Source organism: Microvirga mediterraneensis (genome assembly GCF_013520865.1).
Lineage (GTDB): Bacteria > Pseudomonadota > Alphaproteobacteria > Rhizobiales > Beijerinckiaceae > Microvirga > Microvirga mediterraneensis.
In genome coordinates this window covers 4,308,922-4,321,876 of sequence record NZ_JACDXJ010000001.1, presented here as the reverse complement: position 1 = coordinate 4,321,876, position 12,955 = coordinate 4,308,922, and the positions used below count along the sequence as shown (strand labels likewise).

The window sequence follows — 12,955 nt, the reverse complement described above, 5'->3', positions numbered from 1 at the left end:
ATATAGTTGCCGTTCCAATCGAAGCGAAAAAAGTTCCTGCTCAATTCTGTCGCACCCTGTTCCGCTGGTTCCAGCTATGCATAAGGAGCATCTGGAGCCGTGAAAGCGCGCCTGCTTGAGCATCAGGTTCAGGGCTGGATGGCTGACGGATAGTCGCGGCCACCCACGCCTTTGGGCCTGCGCGACAGGCCGAAAGCGCTCTCCGTTGACGGGATATTTACATCCTTGAGCGAGGCTCCGGCTCATGCGTCGTGGGTTAGTTGCGTTTTTTGCCCTATCGCTCGTCGGGCTTGGGCTCACCGGTTGCGGGCTGTTTCGTTTCGAGCAGCGCGAGCCTTGGCGCGCGCAGGCCGAGGAGGCCTGCCTGTCGCAGCGTCTCGTGCAGCCTTCCGCCTATATGGCGCTCAGCTCCAAGATCGACGGGCCGGGCGTGTGCGGCATGGATTATCCGTTCAAGGTCTCGGCCTTCAACAACGGCGCCGTGGGGCTGAAATCGAAGGTCACCCTGGCCTGCCCGATCATCCCCAGCATCGATGCCTGGCTCGACGAGATCGTCAGGCCGGCCACCCAGATGTATTTCGGCGTGCCGCTCGCCGACATCAAAGCCGGTTCCTATTCCTGCCGCCCCCGCAACAACCAGATGGGCGCGAAGGTTTCCGAGCATGCCTTCGGCAACGCCATGGACGTGATGGGCTTCGTTCTGGCCGACGGGCGGGAGATCTCCGTGGTCAAGGGATGGCGGGGAGGGGATCCCGCCACCCAGGAATTCCTCCGCGAGGCCTTCGTCGGGGCCTGCCGCTACTTCACCACGGTGCTCGGACCCGGTTCGGACGCCTTCCATCACGATCATTTCCACATCGACCTGGCGCGGCACGATCCCCGGGGCCAGCGGCGCATCTGCAAGCCGATCCTGAAGTTCGAACCGCGAATCGATCCCGAGCGCAGCCGCGAGGTTCTGCAGAGCGCGGCGGCGTCCGGTGACCTGGCGCCCGTCGACCTGGAGCAGGACGTGGCGGATGGCGAGGCCTATATCCCGCCGGCGCCGCCGCCGCCGTCCCCGGCCATCGCGGCTCCGGTCGGCCCTGCCCCGCGAGCGTCCTCCGGCGGCTATGCGGCCGACATGCCCGGGGCGAATGCCGGATCCTCAAGGCTTTCGCCCGCTCAGGGCTATTCACAGGGGCCCCTTCCGCCGATGGGCCGCCCGGTCGACCAGACCTATGCCCCGGCTCGGACGCAGGGGCGTTCGGCCGGTCAGCCGATGATGCTCAACAGCCACGCCATCTATTAAAGCGTAACCGGATCTTGACCTTCGCGAACGCCGCCCACATGGTCGATGATGCACGGTCTGAAGACTTGGTGGAGCATTCGAAATGAAGTGGCTGGCGGCTATCATCTCCTGCATGCTGTTGAGCGCGCCTGCGCTCGCACGCGAGATCACGCCTGCGGAACGGCGGGACGAGCCCTTCGACGCTACGCTGCCGGCCTGTGCCGATCCCGCGGTGCTCCAGAACATCAGCTCGCGGTTCTCGCACAAGGAAGGCCGGTTCTGGAACTCCAGCCTCCAGCTGCTCGCCTTCGAGCGCGTGCAGGAAGTCGCCTGGCGTCCCTGGGGGCTCGACTACATCCCCCGCCGCTACTGCACGGGCACGGTGATCGTATCCGACGGCTACAAGCACCGGATCAACTTCTCGATCCGTGAGGATCTCGGCTTCATCGGCATCGGCTGGAACACGGAGGCCTGCGTCGACGGTCTCGACCGCGATTATGCCTACGCGCCGCATTGCAAGCAGGCGGCCCCTTGATCCTGCGCGGGTGGCTCGCCTTTGCGGCTGCCTTCTTTGTCTCGATCCTGCCTTCCGCGGCCCAAGGCCCTCGGGAGGCGAGGGGCGCCCCGATGGGGCAGTTCGACTTCTACGTGCTGGCCCTGTCCTGGTCGCCCGGCTTCTGCGAGAGCAGCGGCAGCCGGAACCGGCAATGCGACGCCGGCAGTGGCCTCGGCTTCGTGACCCACGGCCTGTGGCCCCAATGGGAGCAGGGCTATCCCAGCTTCTGCGAGCCGAGCGGCCGCTTCGTCCCGCAGGCGGCGCTCGCCGATGCCAAGGGGCTTTTTCCGGACGACAACCTGGCGCGCTACCAATGGCGCAAGCACGGGACCTGCACGGGCGAGAGCCCGAGCGGCTATTTCCGGGCGGTCCGGCAGGCGCGGGAGCTGGTTCGCATCCCGGACGGGTTCAACGGCCTGGACAACCGGCCGAAGGTGCTGCCGAGCGAAATCGAACGCGCCTTCATGAATGCGAATCCGGGCTTGCGTCCCGACATGATTTCGGTTTCCTGCGGACGACGGATCTTTCAGGAAGTCCGCATCTGCCTGACCAAGGATCTGCGCGGCTTCCGCCAATGCCCCGAGGTCGACCGCGATGGATGCCGGGCGGGCGAAATCACCGTTCCGCCCGTAAGATAGCGCACCGATCCGTTGCGCATGAACGAGACGGGCATCGGGCCGATGCCGTAGGACGAAGATGAACTACCGACATGCCTTTCACGCCGGCAATTTCGCCGACGTCATGAAGCACGCGCTCCTTGTGCGCATCCTGGTCTACCTCCAGCGCAAGGAGACGCCCCTGCGCGTCATCGACACCCATGCGGGCATCGGGCTCTACGATCTCGCGGGCGACGAGGCCGGGCGGACGGGCGAATGGGTCGAGGGAATCGGGCGGCTGGACGAGGCCTTCGCTCCCGAGGTCGAGGAGATCCTGGCGCCCTACAGGAGCGTGGTGGCCGATGTGCGGGCGCGTCATGGCGAGACTGTTTATCCCGGATCGCCCGCCATCGTGCGCGAGCTCCTGCGGCGTCAGGACCGGGGCGTGTTCGTGGAGCTGCATCCGGCCGATTACGAGGTCCTGAGCGACGCGTTCAACGAGGTCGCGAATCTCAAGGTGATGCATCTCGACGGATGGACGGCGCTGCATGCGCTGATCCCACCCAAGGAGAAGCGCGGGCTCGTGCTCATCGATCCTCCCTACGAGAAGCCCAATGAGCTGGAGCGGCTCGGGACGGAGATGCTTGCCGCCGTGAGCAAATGGCAGACCGGAATCTATGCCGGATGGTATCCGATCAAGGAGGTCGGCTCCGTCGACGCGGTGGCGGCGCGCCTGCATATGGAATGCCCGCGTCCCGGCCTTCGCCTCGAACTCTATGTGGACGATCCGCGCGATCCCTCGCGGCTCAACGGCAGCGGCCTCTTCGTCATCAATCCGCCTTGGGCGCTGAGGCAGGAGGCGGAAACGCTTCTGCCGGCCCTTGCGGAGCGCCTGTCGCGCAGCGGCTATGGCGCATATCGCTGTGAAGCCTTCGGGCCCCCTGCTTAAAACCAATTGCCGCGCCAGTTTCGAGCGTTCATGACTCCTGCCATCCGTTCACTAGGGGTCATCCATGCTCGTTCTCCGTTCCTCTCCCGCGTCGCCGTTCGGCCGCAAGGTCAAACTCTCGGCTTCTATTCTCGGTCTCACCGACCGCATTCAGATCGTCGATGCGGATACCCTGAACCCCGAGGATTCCATCCGGCAGCAGAATCCGCTCGGCAAGATCCCCGCGCTCATTCTGGAAGACGGCGACGTGCTCTACGATTCCCGCGTGATCGTCGATTACCTGGATCATCTCGCCGGCGGCGGCGGCGTCATCCCGAACGGCCCTGCGCGGTTCTCGGCCCTGCGCGATCAGGCGCTCGCCGACGGCATCATGGATGCGGCGCTGCTGCAGGTCTACGAGGGACGCTTCCGCCCGGAAGACAAGCACGAGCCGAAATGGGTCTCGCACCAGGCGGACAAGGTGCGTCGCGGCCTCGACCATGCGGAGGCGCATCTCGCCGAACCCGGTCAGGCGCTGCATATCGGCCAGATCGCTCTCGCCTGCGCGCTGGGTTACCTCGATCTCCGCTTCGGCGGCCGCTGGCGCGAGAGCTATCCTAAGCTCGTCGCGTGGCTCGCGGATTTCGAAGCCCGCGTTCCGGCCTATGCCAAGACCAGAGTGACGCCATAAAGCAAAAAGGCCCGGTGTTGCCACCGGGCCTTCTCTATCGCCGAAGCGATGGGTCTTAGTAGGTGCCGAACTTGAAGTTCAGGCCGGCGCGGACCACACCGAACTCGGTGTTGTCGCCGCCGCCCGTTGCGGTCGGGGACAGGAAGTCGCGATCGCGATCGAGGTTCACGTACAGACCTTCGACCTTTGCGGTCAGGTTGTTGGTGAACGCGTACTCGAGACCACCACCCACGGTCCAGCCGTTGGCGTTGTCGCCGTAGGCGAAACCGCCGGTGGCGTAGATGAGGGCGCGGTCGAAGGCCACACCGGCGCGAGCACGAACCGTGCCGAACCAGTCGCTCGAATCGTCTTCCTCGTAGCCCGGGATGGCTGCGTTGAAGCGGTAGCGGGTGCCGAGATCAGCGTACTGGATGTCCGTCTCGAGACCGACGACGAAAGAGCCGATCTGGTAGTTGTAACCGATCTGACCGCCGCCGACGAAGCCGCCGTCGTTGTTGCCGCCCGTGAAGCCGAACAGCGGATCGACGATGCGATCGTCCGACATCCAGCCGTAGCCGGCGTTCACACCGGCGTAGAAGCCGGTCCAGGTGAAGACCGGAACGGCAGCAACGATCGGAGCCGGGGGAGCAGCGCGGAGCGGAAGGTCCGCAGCAGAAGCGGCTCCGGCAAAGCCGAAGAGAGCGACGCTGGCGAGAAGAATTTTCTTCATGGTTTCTCTTTCCTATCGAAATCATGCGAGCCCGACCCGGTCTCCTGGGTCAAGCCAAGCACTGTCCTTTTATAGAGCGACAACCGGTCGAGGGCTGTGACCTGACAACCACAGCGGCAAAGACCACCGTGGCAGGATTGTGGCGGCAATGTGCGAGTTTCCCCTTGCGTCATCGCTGGAGTCCTAAACGCGCAGCTTGGCCATTGGTTCGACGGGCGAGCGAAAAAATGTCATTTTCTTGTCCGGCGCACGGAAGTGCCGTGACATGCTTACATTTCAAGGGGTTGATCATGAACAAAGCCGCTCTCGTAACCGGCGGTGCGCAGCGCATCGGGCGGCGCATCGTCGAACGGCTCGTCGACGAGGGCTATGCGGTGGCGATCCATTGCCGGCGCTCGACCGATGAGGCGGACGCGATGGCCGCGCGGATACGCGAGCGGGGCGGGCGCGCCGCCGTCGTTCAGGCCGATCTCGCGGATGGCGCTGCGGTGGAGCGCATCGTGCCGTCGGCCGTTCGGGAGTTGGGACCTCTGACGCTGCTCGTCAACAACGCCTCCGAGTTCGAGCCCGATGAGGTCGAGACGCTTTCGCAGGATCGATGGGATCGGCATTTCGCCGTCACCCTGCGCGCCCCGGCCTTTCTCGCCCGCGACTTCGCCCATCAGCTTCCCGCCGATGGGCATGGCTGCATCGTCAATATCGTCGATCAGCGCGTGTGGAAGCTGACGCCGCAATTCTTCTCCTACACGCTGACCAAGGCCGCGTTGTTCACCGCGACGCAAACCATGGCTCAGGCGCTCGCGCCGCGTATCCGCGTCAACGCCATCGGGCCCGGTCCGACATTGTCGAACGTGCGTCAGGGCGATGAGGATTTTTCCAAGCAGAGCGAGGCGGTGCTGCTGGGGCGCGGCGGCACGCCGGACGAGATCGCCGATGCGGTGCTCTATCTGGCGAAAGCAGGTAGCGTCACAGGCCAGATGATCGCCGTCGATGGCGGCCAGCATCTCGCCTGGGAAACGCCCGACGTCGCCGGCATCAAGGAGTGAGCGCGATCGCCGAGATCAGCCGACCGTAATCCGGCTCCTTGCGATGGGTCGTGCGGCGGTAGCTGAAGAACCGTTCCTCGTCGGAATAGGTGCAGAGCCCGAGATCGGCGAAGGCGCCGATGCCCGCAGCTTCGAGGCGCGCGCCGATGAAGCCCGGAAGGTCGAACATGGCATGGTCCAGCCTCTCGGCGTCCTTGAAGAAGCGCTCGTGCCCGGGCGCCTCCTCGGCGAAGCGCCGGATGAAGTCCGGCCCGACCTCGTAGGCCTTCTGGCTGATCGTCGGACCGAGCACCGCGACGATCCTTTCACGCTTGGCTCCGAGGTGCTCCATGGCCTCGACGGTGGCCTCGAGGACGCCCGTCACGGCGCCGCGCCAGCCTGCATGAGCGGCTCCGATCACGCGCGCTTCCATGTCGGCGAACAGCACCGGCCCGCAATCGGCCGTGGTGATGCCGAGGGCGAGGCCCGGGGTGGCCGTCACCATGGCGTCGGCCTTGGGCCGCTCGCCCTGCCAGGGCCCCTCGACGAACACCGCATCGGGGGAATGGACCTGATAGACGCTGATCAGGGCGTCCTGTTCGACACCCAGGGCCTGCGTCATGCGACGGCGGTTCTCCTGCACCCTCGCGGGCTCGTCCGATGACCCGATTCCACCGTTGAGAGAGGCATAGATCCCGTCCGACGTGCCGCCCTGGCGGGTGAAGAAGGCATGGCGGAGGCCGGAATGGGCCGCGAGGGCAGGGGCTTGAATGAACATGGCGCAATCTCAGGACGTGGGAGACAGGGCGGGCAAGCCGGGCACGGCTTCGATCGCCTCATGTGTAACGGCCAAAACCTTAAACAGATCACCCATTCCGGTCGGTCCGCGCTCCGTCAGGCGGGCAAGCGCCTGATCGATAGCGGCGGCCTGCGCGGGTGTCGCCCGTGCCTTCAGGGCGGAGGCGCGGGCGTCGATGCCGAGGGATTGAAGAAAATCGCCCTGGGTGACGATGCCGTGAGCCCTTGCCCCTTGCACGATTGCCGCCTGGGCGAGACGGTGGAAGTCGACATGGGTCGTGAGATCCGCTTCACCCGGTTCCTCCAGAGGATCGACGGGCCTGTGCGCCTTGAGCGCCTGCAGCGTGTCGCCGAAGGCCGGGCCCCAATAGCCGTAATCGAGGATCAGAGCCGCGCCCGCATCGCGTGCCAGCCGCCGGGCGAGCTCGCTCATGACGTCGATGGATGCGCCCGGCCATTCGAGGGTGTCGCCGGGCTTCAAGGGCGTGCCGAGGGCGGGCTCCGGCTCCGGGCGCAGGCCGAAGATCAGCCGCTCATCCTCGATCCCGACAAGGCGCTCGCACCACCCCCGCTCGGTGCCGACGAACTGGCGCACCGGCAAGGCGTCGAAGAACTCATTGGCGACGAGCAGGGTCGGGCCCGGCGGCACGTCCTCGATCCGGTCATGCCATTGAAGGGAGAAGCCGGTGGCCGCGAGGGCATCCCGCTGCTTCCTTCTCAAGGACGGGCTCGTCTCGACCAGATGGACGGTGGCGGCAGCCTTGAAGTCGGGCAGGAGCCGTGTCGCCCGCAGCAGGTCGGCCATGAGGGTGCCGCGGCCCGGTCCCAGCTCGACGAGCCGGCAGCCGCTGGGGCGCCCCATCCCGTTCCAGATCTCCATGAGCCAGATGCCGATCAGCTCGCCGAACATCTGGCTGATCTCGGGAGCCGTGGTGAAGTCGCCGGCAACGCCCAGCGGATCGCGGGTGGCGTAGTAGTGCCTTAGGCACAGACTCATGTAGCGCTCGACCGTGATCGGCCCCTCGAGGGCGATCGTCTCGCGTAAGGTATCCTTCAGCGGGCTCACGCGGCCTCGGCGGTCCTGGAGGGGCGGGTATGGCCGCGCATGGCCATGACGATGAAGCCGATGCCGATCAGCGCCATGGGTACGGAGAGGAGCATGCCCATGGTGATGCCGCCGCTGAGCGCCTGGACGGATGACCCGAACAGGAAGCCGAGCTGCGCGTCCGGCTCGCGGAAGAACTCGCAGACGATGCGGGCGACGGCATAGCCCAGCACGAAGATCCCCCCGAGCAGGCCGGGGCGCCGGAAGCCGAAGCGACGGGCCGCGACGGCCATGATGAGGAACAGGATCAGGCCTTCCCCGAAGGCTTCGTAGAGCTGGCTCGGATGGCGGGGCTCCGGGCCCGCATGGGGAAAGACCACCGCATAGGGGAAGTCCGGAGCGGGGCGGCCCCAGAGCTCGCCGTTGATGAAATTGGCGATGCGGCCGAAGAACAGGCCGATCGGCGTGACCACGGACGCCATGTCGAGCATGGCCAGCGGGTTCAACCCCCGCGAGCGGGAGAAGAGCACGATGGCGAGCACCGATCCCAGGAAGCCTCCGTGGAAGGACATGCCGCCGCGCCAGATCGCGAAGATTTCAAGCGGATGCGAAAGATAGGAGCTCAGATTGTAGAACAGCACGTACCCGATCCGGCCTCCCAGCACGACGCCGAGAGCCACCCAGACGATGAGATCGTCCACATCTATGGGCTTGGGCTGCTTCAGGCCCCCCCAGAGTTCAGCCTTTGCCGCGAGGCGCTTGGCGTAGAACCAGCCGCCCAGGAGGCCGGCCACATAGGCCAGCGCATACCAGCGGATCGCGAAGGGGCCGATGGAAATCGCCACGGGATCGATGATGGGAAAGGAGAGCGGCATGAGCGGGCCTTGTTCTAGCGCATCGTGCGGAAAAGTGGATCCGGTTTTCCGCTTCCAACGATGCGCTCTTCAAAGAGTGGAGCATCGGATGGATCCCAAAAGTGCAAGTCCGCTTTTGGGTCCGATGCTCTAACCTGTCGCCATTGGACCCTCCGGGCCGAGGTCGTCAACCCTGTTGCAGTTTGTGGCAAATGCGCCCATGTGTGGGCTTCCCGGGGCTCAGGGCCCGTCGAACGCTGTGGATTTCCCCATGACCCAATCGTCCAACCGGATCTTCGATGAACTCGCCCGTTTCGCCACCGATGCCGCAGGCGCCGCCCAGGGTGTCCGGCGAGAGGTCGAGACCATGGTCCGCAGCCAGTTCGAGCGCCTGATCAAGGACATGGACGTCGCCACCCGTGAGGAGGTCGAGGTTCTGCGCGAGATGGTGGTTGCCGCCCGCGAGGAGAACGAGCGGCTCGAAGCGCGGGTCAAGGACCTCGAGGCGAAGCTCGCTTCCACGGCCGGCGTGAACCCCGCGACGCCTTGATCCGGGCGGGAATCCGCCCTGCGTCCTGCGCGGGTCTCCTGCTGTGGACAGGTGAATCCAGCGCATTGTGACGAAGCCCGAAATCTAAGACTGTCGATTCATCAGCTGATTCGAGGCGGCGGCAGCGGGAACTCGGAATGCCGAAGGTATTCTGAGTACTTCTTTCGAATAGTCTGCGGATCTACGCAATGGTGTTGCCCGATATGTTTACCATGATCGGGTAATTCAGCATCCAGGATCGACATGTCGCAGATTCATCTTGAAATCGACCGCTCGGAACATCCCTTGGATGTGGTCGAGCGTCTCGCTTCCCTGCGGCATTGGATCTTCGACCGGGCCGAAGCGGACGAGATGTCGATCTCAGTGGCGGGCCGCTGGGCGGATTACGACGTCGCCTTCACCTGGATCGAGGACGTGGAGGCCATGCACATGGCCTGCGCCTTCGACCTCAAGGTTCCGGAGCGGCGCCGCCAGGAGGTGCTCCAGCTCATTTCCTCCGTCAACGAGCAGCTCTGGGTCGGGCATTTCGACCTGTGGAGCACGGAAAACGTGGTGATGTTCCGCCATGCCCTGTTGCTGGCCGGCGGGGCCGATCCGACCGACGGGCAATGCGAAACCATGCTGCGGGTCGCGGTCGAGGCCTGCGAGCGCTATTTCCAGGCCTTCCAGTTCGTGATCTGGGCGGGCAAGTCCGCCCGCGAGGCTCTCGATTCGGTCCTGTTCGAAACCGAAGGCGAAGCCTGAGGTCCGGCTCGACAGGGCAGGGCGGCCGTGAATAGAGTGCGGCCTCATCTTTTCACCCTGTCAGGTCAAGCCCATGTCGTCGAATCCCTCGCATCTGCCGTCATCCCTCATCCTCGTCGGCGCCGGCAAGATGGGCGGCTCCATGCTGGAGGGCTGGCTCAAGGTCGGCATGAAGCCTGAAGGCGTCACGGTTCTCGATCCGCGTCCTTCCGAGGAGATGGCCCGCTTCTGCCGCGAGAATGGCATCGCCCTCAACCCTGCCGATCCCAAGGCGGCGGACGTGCTGGTCCTGGCGATCAAGCCGCAGATGCTCGACGAGGCCGCTCCCGCGCTGAACGGTCTTCTCGGGCCGCGGACCCTCATCATCTCGATCCTGGCCGGCAAAACCATCGGCGATCTGCGCTCCAGGCTCCCGGCGGCCGGCGCCATCGTGCGCGCCATGCCGAACCTGCCCGCCAGCATTGGGCGTGGAGCGACCGGAGCCGCCGTGAACGAGACGGTGAGCGAGGCCCAGCGCCTCACCGCCGATGCGCTCCTGAGCAGCAACGGCATCGTCGAATGGCTGCCCTCGGAGGACCTGATCGATGCCGTGACGGCGCTCTCGGGGTCGGGGCCGGCCTATGTGTTCCACCTGGTCGAGTGCCTGACCGAGGCCGGAACGGCCGCCGGCCTTCCGCCGGATCTGGCACAGCGCCTGGCGCGGGCTACCGTGACCGGCGCGGGGGAGCTCCTGTTCCAGAGCGACCTGCCGCCCGCCACGCTCCGCCAGAACGTCACCTCGCCCGGCGGCACAACGGCGGCGGCGCTCGAAGTCCTCATGCGCGACCCGGACGGGCTGAAGGCGCCCATGCGCGATGCCGTGGCTGCCGCCAAGCGGCGGGCCGAGGAACTCGCGGGCTGAAACCTTGGGGTTGCTGCGGTCAGCCCCTAGATTAAGCCTCGACGGCAAATATTCAGGAGACCGATCGTGACCGCTGACGTTCCCAAGGATAAGCGCAAGGCCATCGTCGAGGCGCTCATGGATCTCGCCGCGCGGCGGCCCTGGCACGAGATCGAGATCGGCGACGTGGCAAAGGCCGCCGGCGTGTCGCTGGCCGAGTTCCGCGACCTCTTTCCCTCGAAGGGCGCGGTGCTCGGCGCGCTGTCGCGCCAGATCGACCGGCAGGTGCTGGAGGGAACCTCCGACGATCTCGCGGGCGAGCCCGCGCGCGAGCGCATCTTCGACGTGCTGATGCGCCGCTTCGATGCCTTGGAACCCTACAAGCCGGCTTTGCGCCGGATCTTCCAGGACCTGCAATACGATCCCGTGTCGCTCGCCGCTCTCAATCAGGTTTCGCTCAACTCACAGCGCTTCATGCTGGCTGCGGCCGGCATCGACACGGAAGGGCCGCTCGGAAAGCTGAAGCTTCAGGGCGCCGTCCTGGTCTTCGCCAACGCCATGCGCACATGGCTCGACGACGACGACCCGACCCTCGCCAAGACCATGGCGCGGCTCGACCGCGAACTGCGCCGCGCCGAGCGCATCCTGGAAGGAGCCGAGGATCTGCGGCGCCTGAGCGCGCCCCTGCGCGCCGTCGGACGCGCCCTCATGCAGGGGCGCAGGCCGACGCGGCCGGAAACGCGCCGCACCGATGAAGGCAACGGCGATGCGCAGAATCCTGCAGCGGCGATTTGAGAAGGGTAAGGGGCAAAGATGGATCACGCGGGTTCGACGACGGGAACCATCACGTTCGACGAATTCCTGAAGGTCGACATTCGTGTCGGCCGGATCGTCGCCGTGGAGCCGTTTCCGCAGGCGCGCAAGCCGGCGTTCAAGCTCACCATCGACTTCGGCCCTGAGATCGGCACCAAGCGGTCCTCGGCGCAGATCACGGTGAACCACACGCCTGAGGAACTCGTGGGATCGCTGGTGATGGCGGTGGTGAATTTCCCGCCGCGCCAGATCGGGCCGTTCATGTCGGAGGTGCTGACGCTCGGCGTGCCGGATGCCAATGGCGACGTCATGCTGATCCGTCCGGACCGCGATGTGCCGGTGGGTGGACGACTTTATTAGATCGAAGCGAGGGGATCATGGCGAGCCTTCCTGGTCTCATAGTCGGCGCCGTCTCGTCGTTCCTCGTTTTCGCGCAGGCGAACGCTCAGCCTCTGCCGCGAGATCCCCGCGTCTCCCTTCCGGATATGCCGGTTGCCGCAATGGAATCGGTTGGGCCGGACGCTTATGGCCGGGCTTCAGCGCTGGCTGAAGGCGGTGGTTCGCCGCTCGACATTGCGCTCGCAATCGTTGGACCGTTCGACGGCGCAACGCAGCACGTTGTTCAAATGAACGAGGGCGGCGAGGCGCCGTCTTCCGCGAGGATCCTGGTGTTGCGCGATGGGCTCCTGGACGATTCCGTGAGAGGCGAGCGCTGGGACATCGTCCTCGGCCGGGGCGGTGCCGGAGCCTGGAGCATCCGGGACGTGAAGCGGTCCTGGCGCTGCTGGCGTGGGGCGGACACGGATCGTTTTTCTGCGCAGAGATGCCCCTGAGATCCCACCGGCAACCCTTGCTTCTTCGACGGGAGACTTGCCCATGAGAAGAGACGCTACGATGCTTCGATCCGTATCGAGATTCCTGGGCGCAGCCGTCATGACCGGCATGGGCGCCGGAGCGGCATTGGCTCAGGGACCGTCCTTCCCCTGTGGCAAGGTGGGGGCGGGAAGCATCGCGGAAATGGTTTGCACCGACGGCGCCTTGTCGGCGCTCGACCGCAAGCTCGCCGACGTCTATGCCCTCGCCGCCCGCAAGGCGGAAAACGAGCATCCGCCCGTGCTGAGGGCGGAGCAGCGCGGCTGGATCAAGGGGCGCGACGATTGCTGGAAAAGCGACGGCAAGCGCGCCTGCGTGGAAGGAGAGTACCAGCGCCGCATCGCCGAACTCCAGGCGCGTTACCGGCTCGTGCCCAGCATCGGTCCCGTGACCTTTGCCTGTGACGGAGATCCGCGCAACGAGGTTGTCGTCACGTTCTTCCAGACCGATCCTTCGACGATGATCGCCGAGCGCGGCGACAGCGTCTCGCTGATGGTTGTTCAGCCGTCGGGAAGCGGAGCGCGCTATCAGGGACGCAACGAAAGCTTCTGGGAGCACCAGGGCGAAGCCGCAATCACTTGGGGTTACGGCGCACCCGAGATGCGCTGCAGGAAGGTGCCGTGACG

The 12,955-nt window shown here is 65.6% G+C and carries 17 protein-coding genes; 13 read left to right on the top strand and 4 right to left on the bottom strand.

Annotated elements, in window-relative coordinates:
- Positions 1 to 244 precede the first annotated feature (244 nt).
- From H0S73_RS20505 to H0S73_RS20485, 5 genes are all read left to right on the top strand, one after another.
- On the top strand, positions 245 to 1,288 hold the full coding sequence (locus H0S73_RS20505; RefSeq protein WP_181053876.1) for an extensin-like domain-containing protein: 1,044 nt from the start codon (positions 245 to 247) through the stop codon (positions 1,286 to 1,288).
- Positions 1,289 to 1,370: 82 nt separating this feature from the next.
- Positions 1,371 to 1,802 (top strand): hypothetical protein, encoded by a 432-nt coding sequence (locus H0S73_RS20500; protein ID WP_181053875.1) that lies wholly within the window; start codon positions 1,371 to 1,373, stop codon positions 1,800 to 1,802.
- 92 nt (positions 1,803 to 1,894) lie between these two features.
- Positions 1,895 to 2,461 carry a ribonuclease T2 family protein gene (locus tag H0S73_RS20495; RefSeq protein WP_246389117.1) on the top strand — a complete coding sequence of 189 codons (567 nt, stop codon included), beginning with the start codon at positions 1,895 to 1,897 and terminating at the stop codon, positions 2,459 to 2,461.
- 58 nt (positions 2,462 to 2,519) lie between these two features.
- Positions 2,520 to 3,368, top strand: a complete 849-nt coding sequence (locus tag H0S73_RS20490) for a 23S rRNA (adenine(2030)-N(6))-methyltransferase RlmJ (RefSeq protein WP_181053873.1) — start codon at positions 2,520 to 2,522, stop codon at positions 3,366 to 3,368.
- A 64-nt stretch (positions 3,369 to 3,432) separates the two neighbouring features.
- On the top strand, positions 3,433 to 4,038 hold the full coding sequence (locus tag H0S73_RS20485; protein ID WP_181053872.1) for a glutathione S-transferase: 606 nt from the start codon (positions 3,433 to 3,435) through the stop codon (positions 4,036 to 4,038).
- Positions 4,039 to 4,093: 55 nt separating this feature from the next.
- Here H0S73_RS20485 and H0S73_RS20480 read toward each other — a convergent pair whose 3' ends face one another.
- Complete coding sequence (locus H0S73_RS20480; protein WP_181053871.1) at positions 4,094 to 4,747, bottom strand: outer membrane protein; 654 nt, start codon at positions 4,745 to 4,747, stop codon at positions 4,094 to 4,096.
- A gap of 290 nt (positions 4,748 to 5,037) precedes the next feature.
- On the opposite strand from H0S73_RS20480, the gene H0S73_RS20475 reads away from it, so the two are divergent.
- Positions 5,038 to 5,793, top strand: a complete 756-nt coding sequence (locus H0S73_RS20475; RefSeq protein ID WP_181053870.1) for an SDR family oxidoreductase — start codon at positions 5,038 to 5,040, stop codon at positions 5,791 to 5,793.
- Here H0S73_RS20475 and pgeF read toward each other — a convergent pair.
- From pgeF to lgt, 3 genes are read right to left on the bottom strand one after another with little or no spacing between them, the layout of a single operon-like run.
- Positions 5,783 to 6,550, bottom strand: a complete 768-nt coding sequence (gene pgeF, locus H0S73_RS20470) for a peptidoglycan editing factor PgeF (RefSeq protein WP_181053869.1) — start codon at positions 6,548 to 6,550, stop codon at positions 5,783 to 5,785. The two genes, H0S73_RS20475 and pgeF, sit on opposite strands and share 11 nt — an antisense overlap.
- Before the next feature lie 9 nt (positions 6,551 to 6,559).
- Positions 6,560 to 7,636, bottom strand: coding sequence for a class I SAM-dependent methyltransferase (locus H0S73_RS20465; protein WP_425488203.1), 1,077 nt, complete (start codon positions 7,634 to 7,636; stop codon positions 6,560 to 6,562).
- Complete coding sequence (gene lgt / locus H0S73_RS20460) at positions 7,633 to 8,490, bottom strand: prolipoprotein diacylglyceryl transferase (RefSeq protein WP_181053868.1); 858 nt, start codon at positions 8,488 to 8,490, stop codon at positions 7,633 to 7,635. The genes H0S73_RS20465 and lgt overlap by 4 nt, the downstream gene beginning before the upstream one ends.
- A 250-nt stretch (positions 8,491 to 8,740) precedes the next feature.
- Here lgt and H0S73_RS20455 point away from each other — a divergent pair, with 250 nt between their 5' ends.
- From H0S73_RS20455 to H0S73_RS20425, 7 genes are all read left to right on the top strand, one after another.
- Positions 8,741 to 9,019 carry an accessory factor UbiK family protein gene (locus tag H0S73_RS20455; RefSeq protein WP_181053867.1) on the top strand — a complete coding sequence of 93 codons (279 nt, stop codon included), beginning with the start codon at positions 8,741 to 8,743 and terminating at the stop codon, positions 9,017 to 9,019.
- Between the two features lie 243 nt (positions 9,020 to 9,262).
- Complete coding sequence (locus H0S73_RS20450; RefSeq protein WP_009494597.1) at positions 9,263 to 9,763, top strand: type III secretion system chaperone family protein; 501 nt, start codon at positions 9,263 to 9,265, stop codon at positions 9,761 to 9,763.
- Positions 9,764 to 9,836: 73 nt separating this feature from the next.
- Positions 9,837 to 10,664 (top strand): pyrroline-5-carboxylate reductase, encoded by an 828-nt coding sequence (proC, locus tag H0S73_RS20445; RefSeq protein ID WP_181053866.1) that lies wholly within the window; start codon positions 9,837 to 9,839, stop codon positions 10,662 to 10,664.
- A gap of 117 nt (positions 10,665 to 10,781) precedes the next feature.
- The gene (locus tag H0S73_RS20440) at positions 10,782 to 11,438 is read left to right on the top strand and encodes a TetR/AcrR family transcriptional regulator (protein ID WP_202050024.1); all 657 of its coding nucleotides are present in this window, start codon (positions 10,782 to 10,784) and stop codon (positions 11,436 to 11,438) included.
- A gap of 18 nt (positions 11,439 to 11,456) precedes the next feature.
- Positions 11,457 to 11,816: a tRNA-binding protein gene (locus H0S73_RS20435; protein ID WP_181053864.1), complete on the top strand. Its 360-nt coding sequence runs from the start codon at positions 11,457 to 11,459 to the stop codon at positions 11,814 to 11,816.
- Between the two features lie 17 nt (positions 11,817 to 11,833).
- On the top strand, positions 11,834 to 12,289 hold the full coding sequence (locus H0S73_RS20430) for a hypothetical protein (RefSeq protein WP_181053863.1): 456 nt from the start codon (positions 11,834 to 11,836) through the stop codon (positions 12,287 to 12,289).
- Positions 12,290 to 12,350: 61 nt separating this feature from the next.
- Positions 12,351 to 12,953 carry an MliC family protein gene (locus H0S73_RS20425; protein ID WP_181053862.1) on the top strand — a complete coding sequence of 201 codons (603 nt, stop codon included), beginning with the start codon at positions 12,351 to 12,353 and terminating at the stop codon, positions 12,951 to 12,953.
- The last annotated feature ends 2 nt before the right edge of the window (positions 12,954 to 12,955 follow it).

Coding starts and splice junctions, on each gene's coding strand:
- H0S73_RS20505 (WP_181053876.1), top strand. CDS start 245: ATGCGTCGTGGGTTAGTTGCGTTTTTTGCCCTATCGCTCGTCGGGCTT.
- H0S73_RS20440 (WP_202050024.1), top strand. CDS start 10,782: ATGGATCTCGCCGCGCGGCGGCCCTGGCACGAGATCGAGATCGGCGAC.
- H0S73_RS20490 (WP_181053873.1), top strand. CDS start 2,520: ATGAACTACCGACATGCCTTTCACGCCGGCAATTTCGCCGACGTCATG.
- H0S73_RS20430 (WP_181053863.1), top strand. CDS start 11,834: ATGGCGAGCCTTCCTGGTCTCATAGTCGGCGCCGTCTCGTCGTTCCTC.
- H0S73_RS20495 (WP_246389117.1), top strand. CDS start 1,895: ATGGGGCAGTTCGACTTCTACGTGCTGGCCCTGTCCTGGTCGCCCGGC.
- H0S73_RS20450 (WP_009494597.1), top strand. CDS start 9,263: ATGTCGCAGATTCATCTTGAAATCGACCGCTCGGAACATCCCTTGGAT.
- pgeF (WP_181053869.1), bottom strand. CDS start 6,550: ATGTTCATTCAAGCCCCTGCCCTCGCGGCCCATTCCGGCCTCCGCCAT.
- lgt (WP_181053868.1), bottom strand. CDS start 8,490: ATGCCGCTCTCCTTTCCCATCATCGATCCCGTGGCGATTTCCATCGGC.
- H0S73_RS20485 (WP_181053872.1), top strand. CDS start 3,433: ATGCTCGTTCTCCGTTCCTCTCCCGCGTCGCCGTTCGGCCGCAAGGTC.
- proC (WP_181053866.1), top strand. CDS start 9,837: ATGTCGTCGAATCCCTCGCATCTGCCGTCATCCCTCATCCTCGTCGGC.
- H0S73_RS20500 (WP_181053875.1), top strand. CDS start 1,371: ATGAAGTGGCTGGCGGCTATCATCTCCTGCATGCTGTTGAGCGCGCCT.
- H0S73_RS20435 (WP_181053864.1), top strand. CDS start 11,457: ATGGATCACGCGGGTTCGACGACGGGAACCATCACGTTCGACGAATTC.
- H0S73_RS20425 (WP_181053862.1), top strand. CDS start 12,351: ATGCTTCGATCCGTATCGAGATTCCTGGGCGCAGCCGTCATGACCGGC.
- H0S73_RS20475 (WP_181053870.1), top strand. CDS start 5,038: ATGAACAAAGCCGCTCTCGTAACCGGCGGTGCGCAGCGCATCGGGCGG.
- H0S73_RS20455 (WP_181053867.1), top strand. CDS start 8,741: ATGACCCAATCGTCCAACCGGATCTTCGATGAACTCGCCCGTTTCGCC.
- H0S73_RS20480 (WP_181053871.1), bottom strand. CDS start 4,747: ATGAAGAAAATTCTTCTCGCCAGCGTCGCTCTCTTCGGCTTTGCCGGA.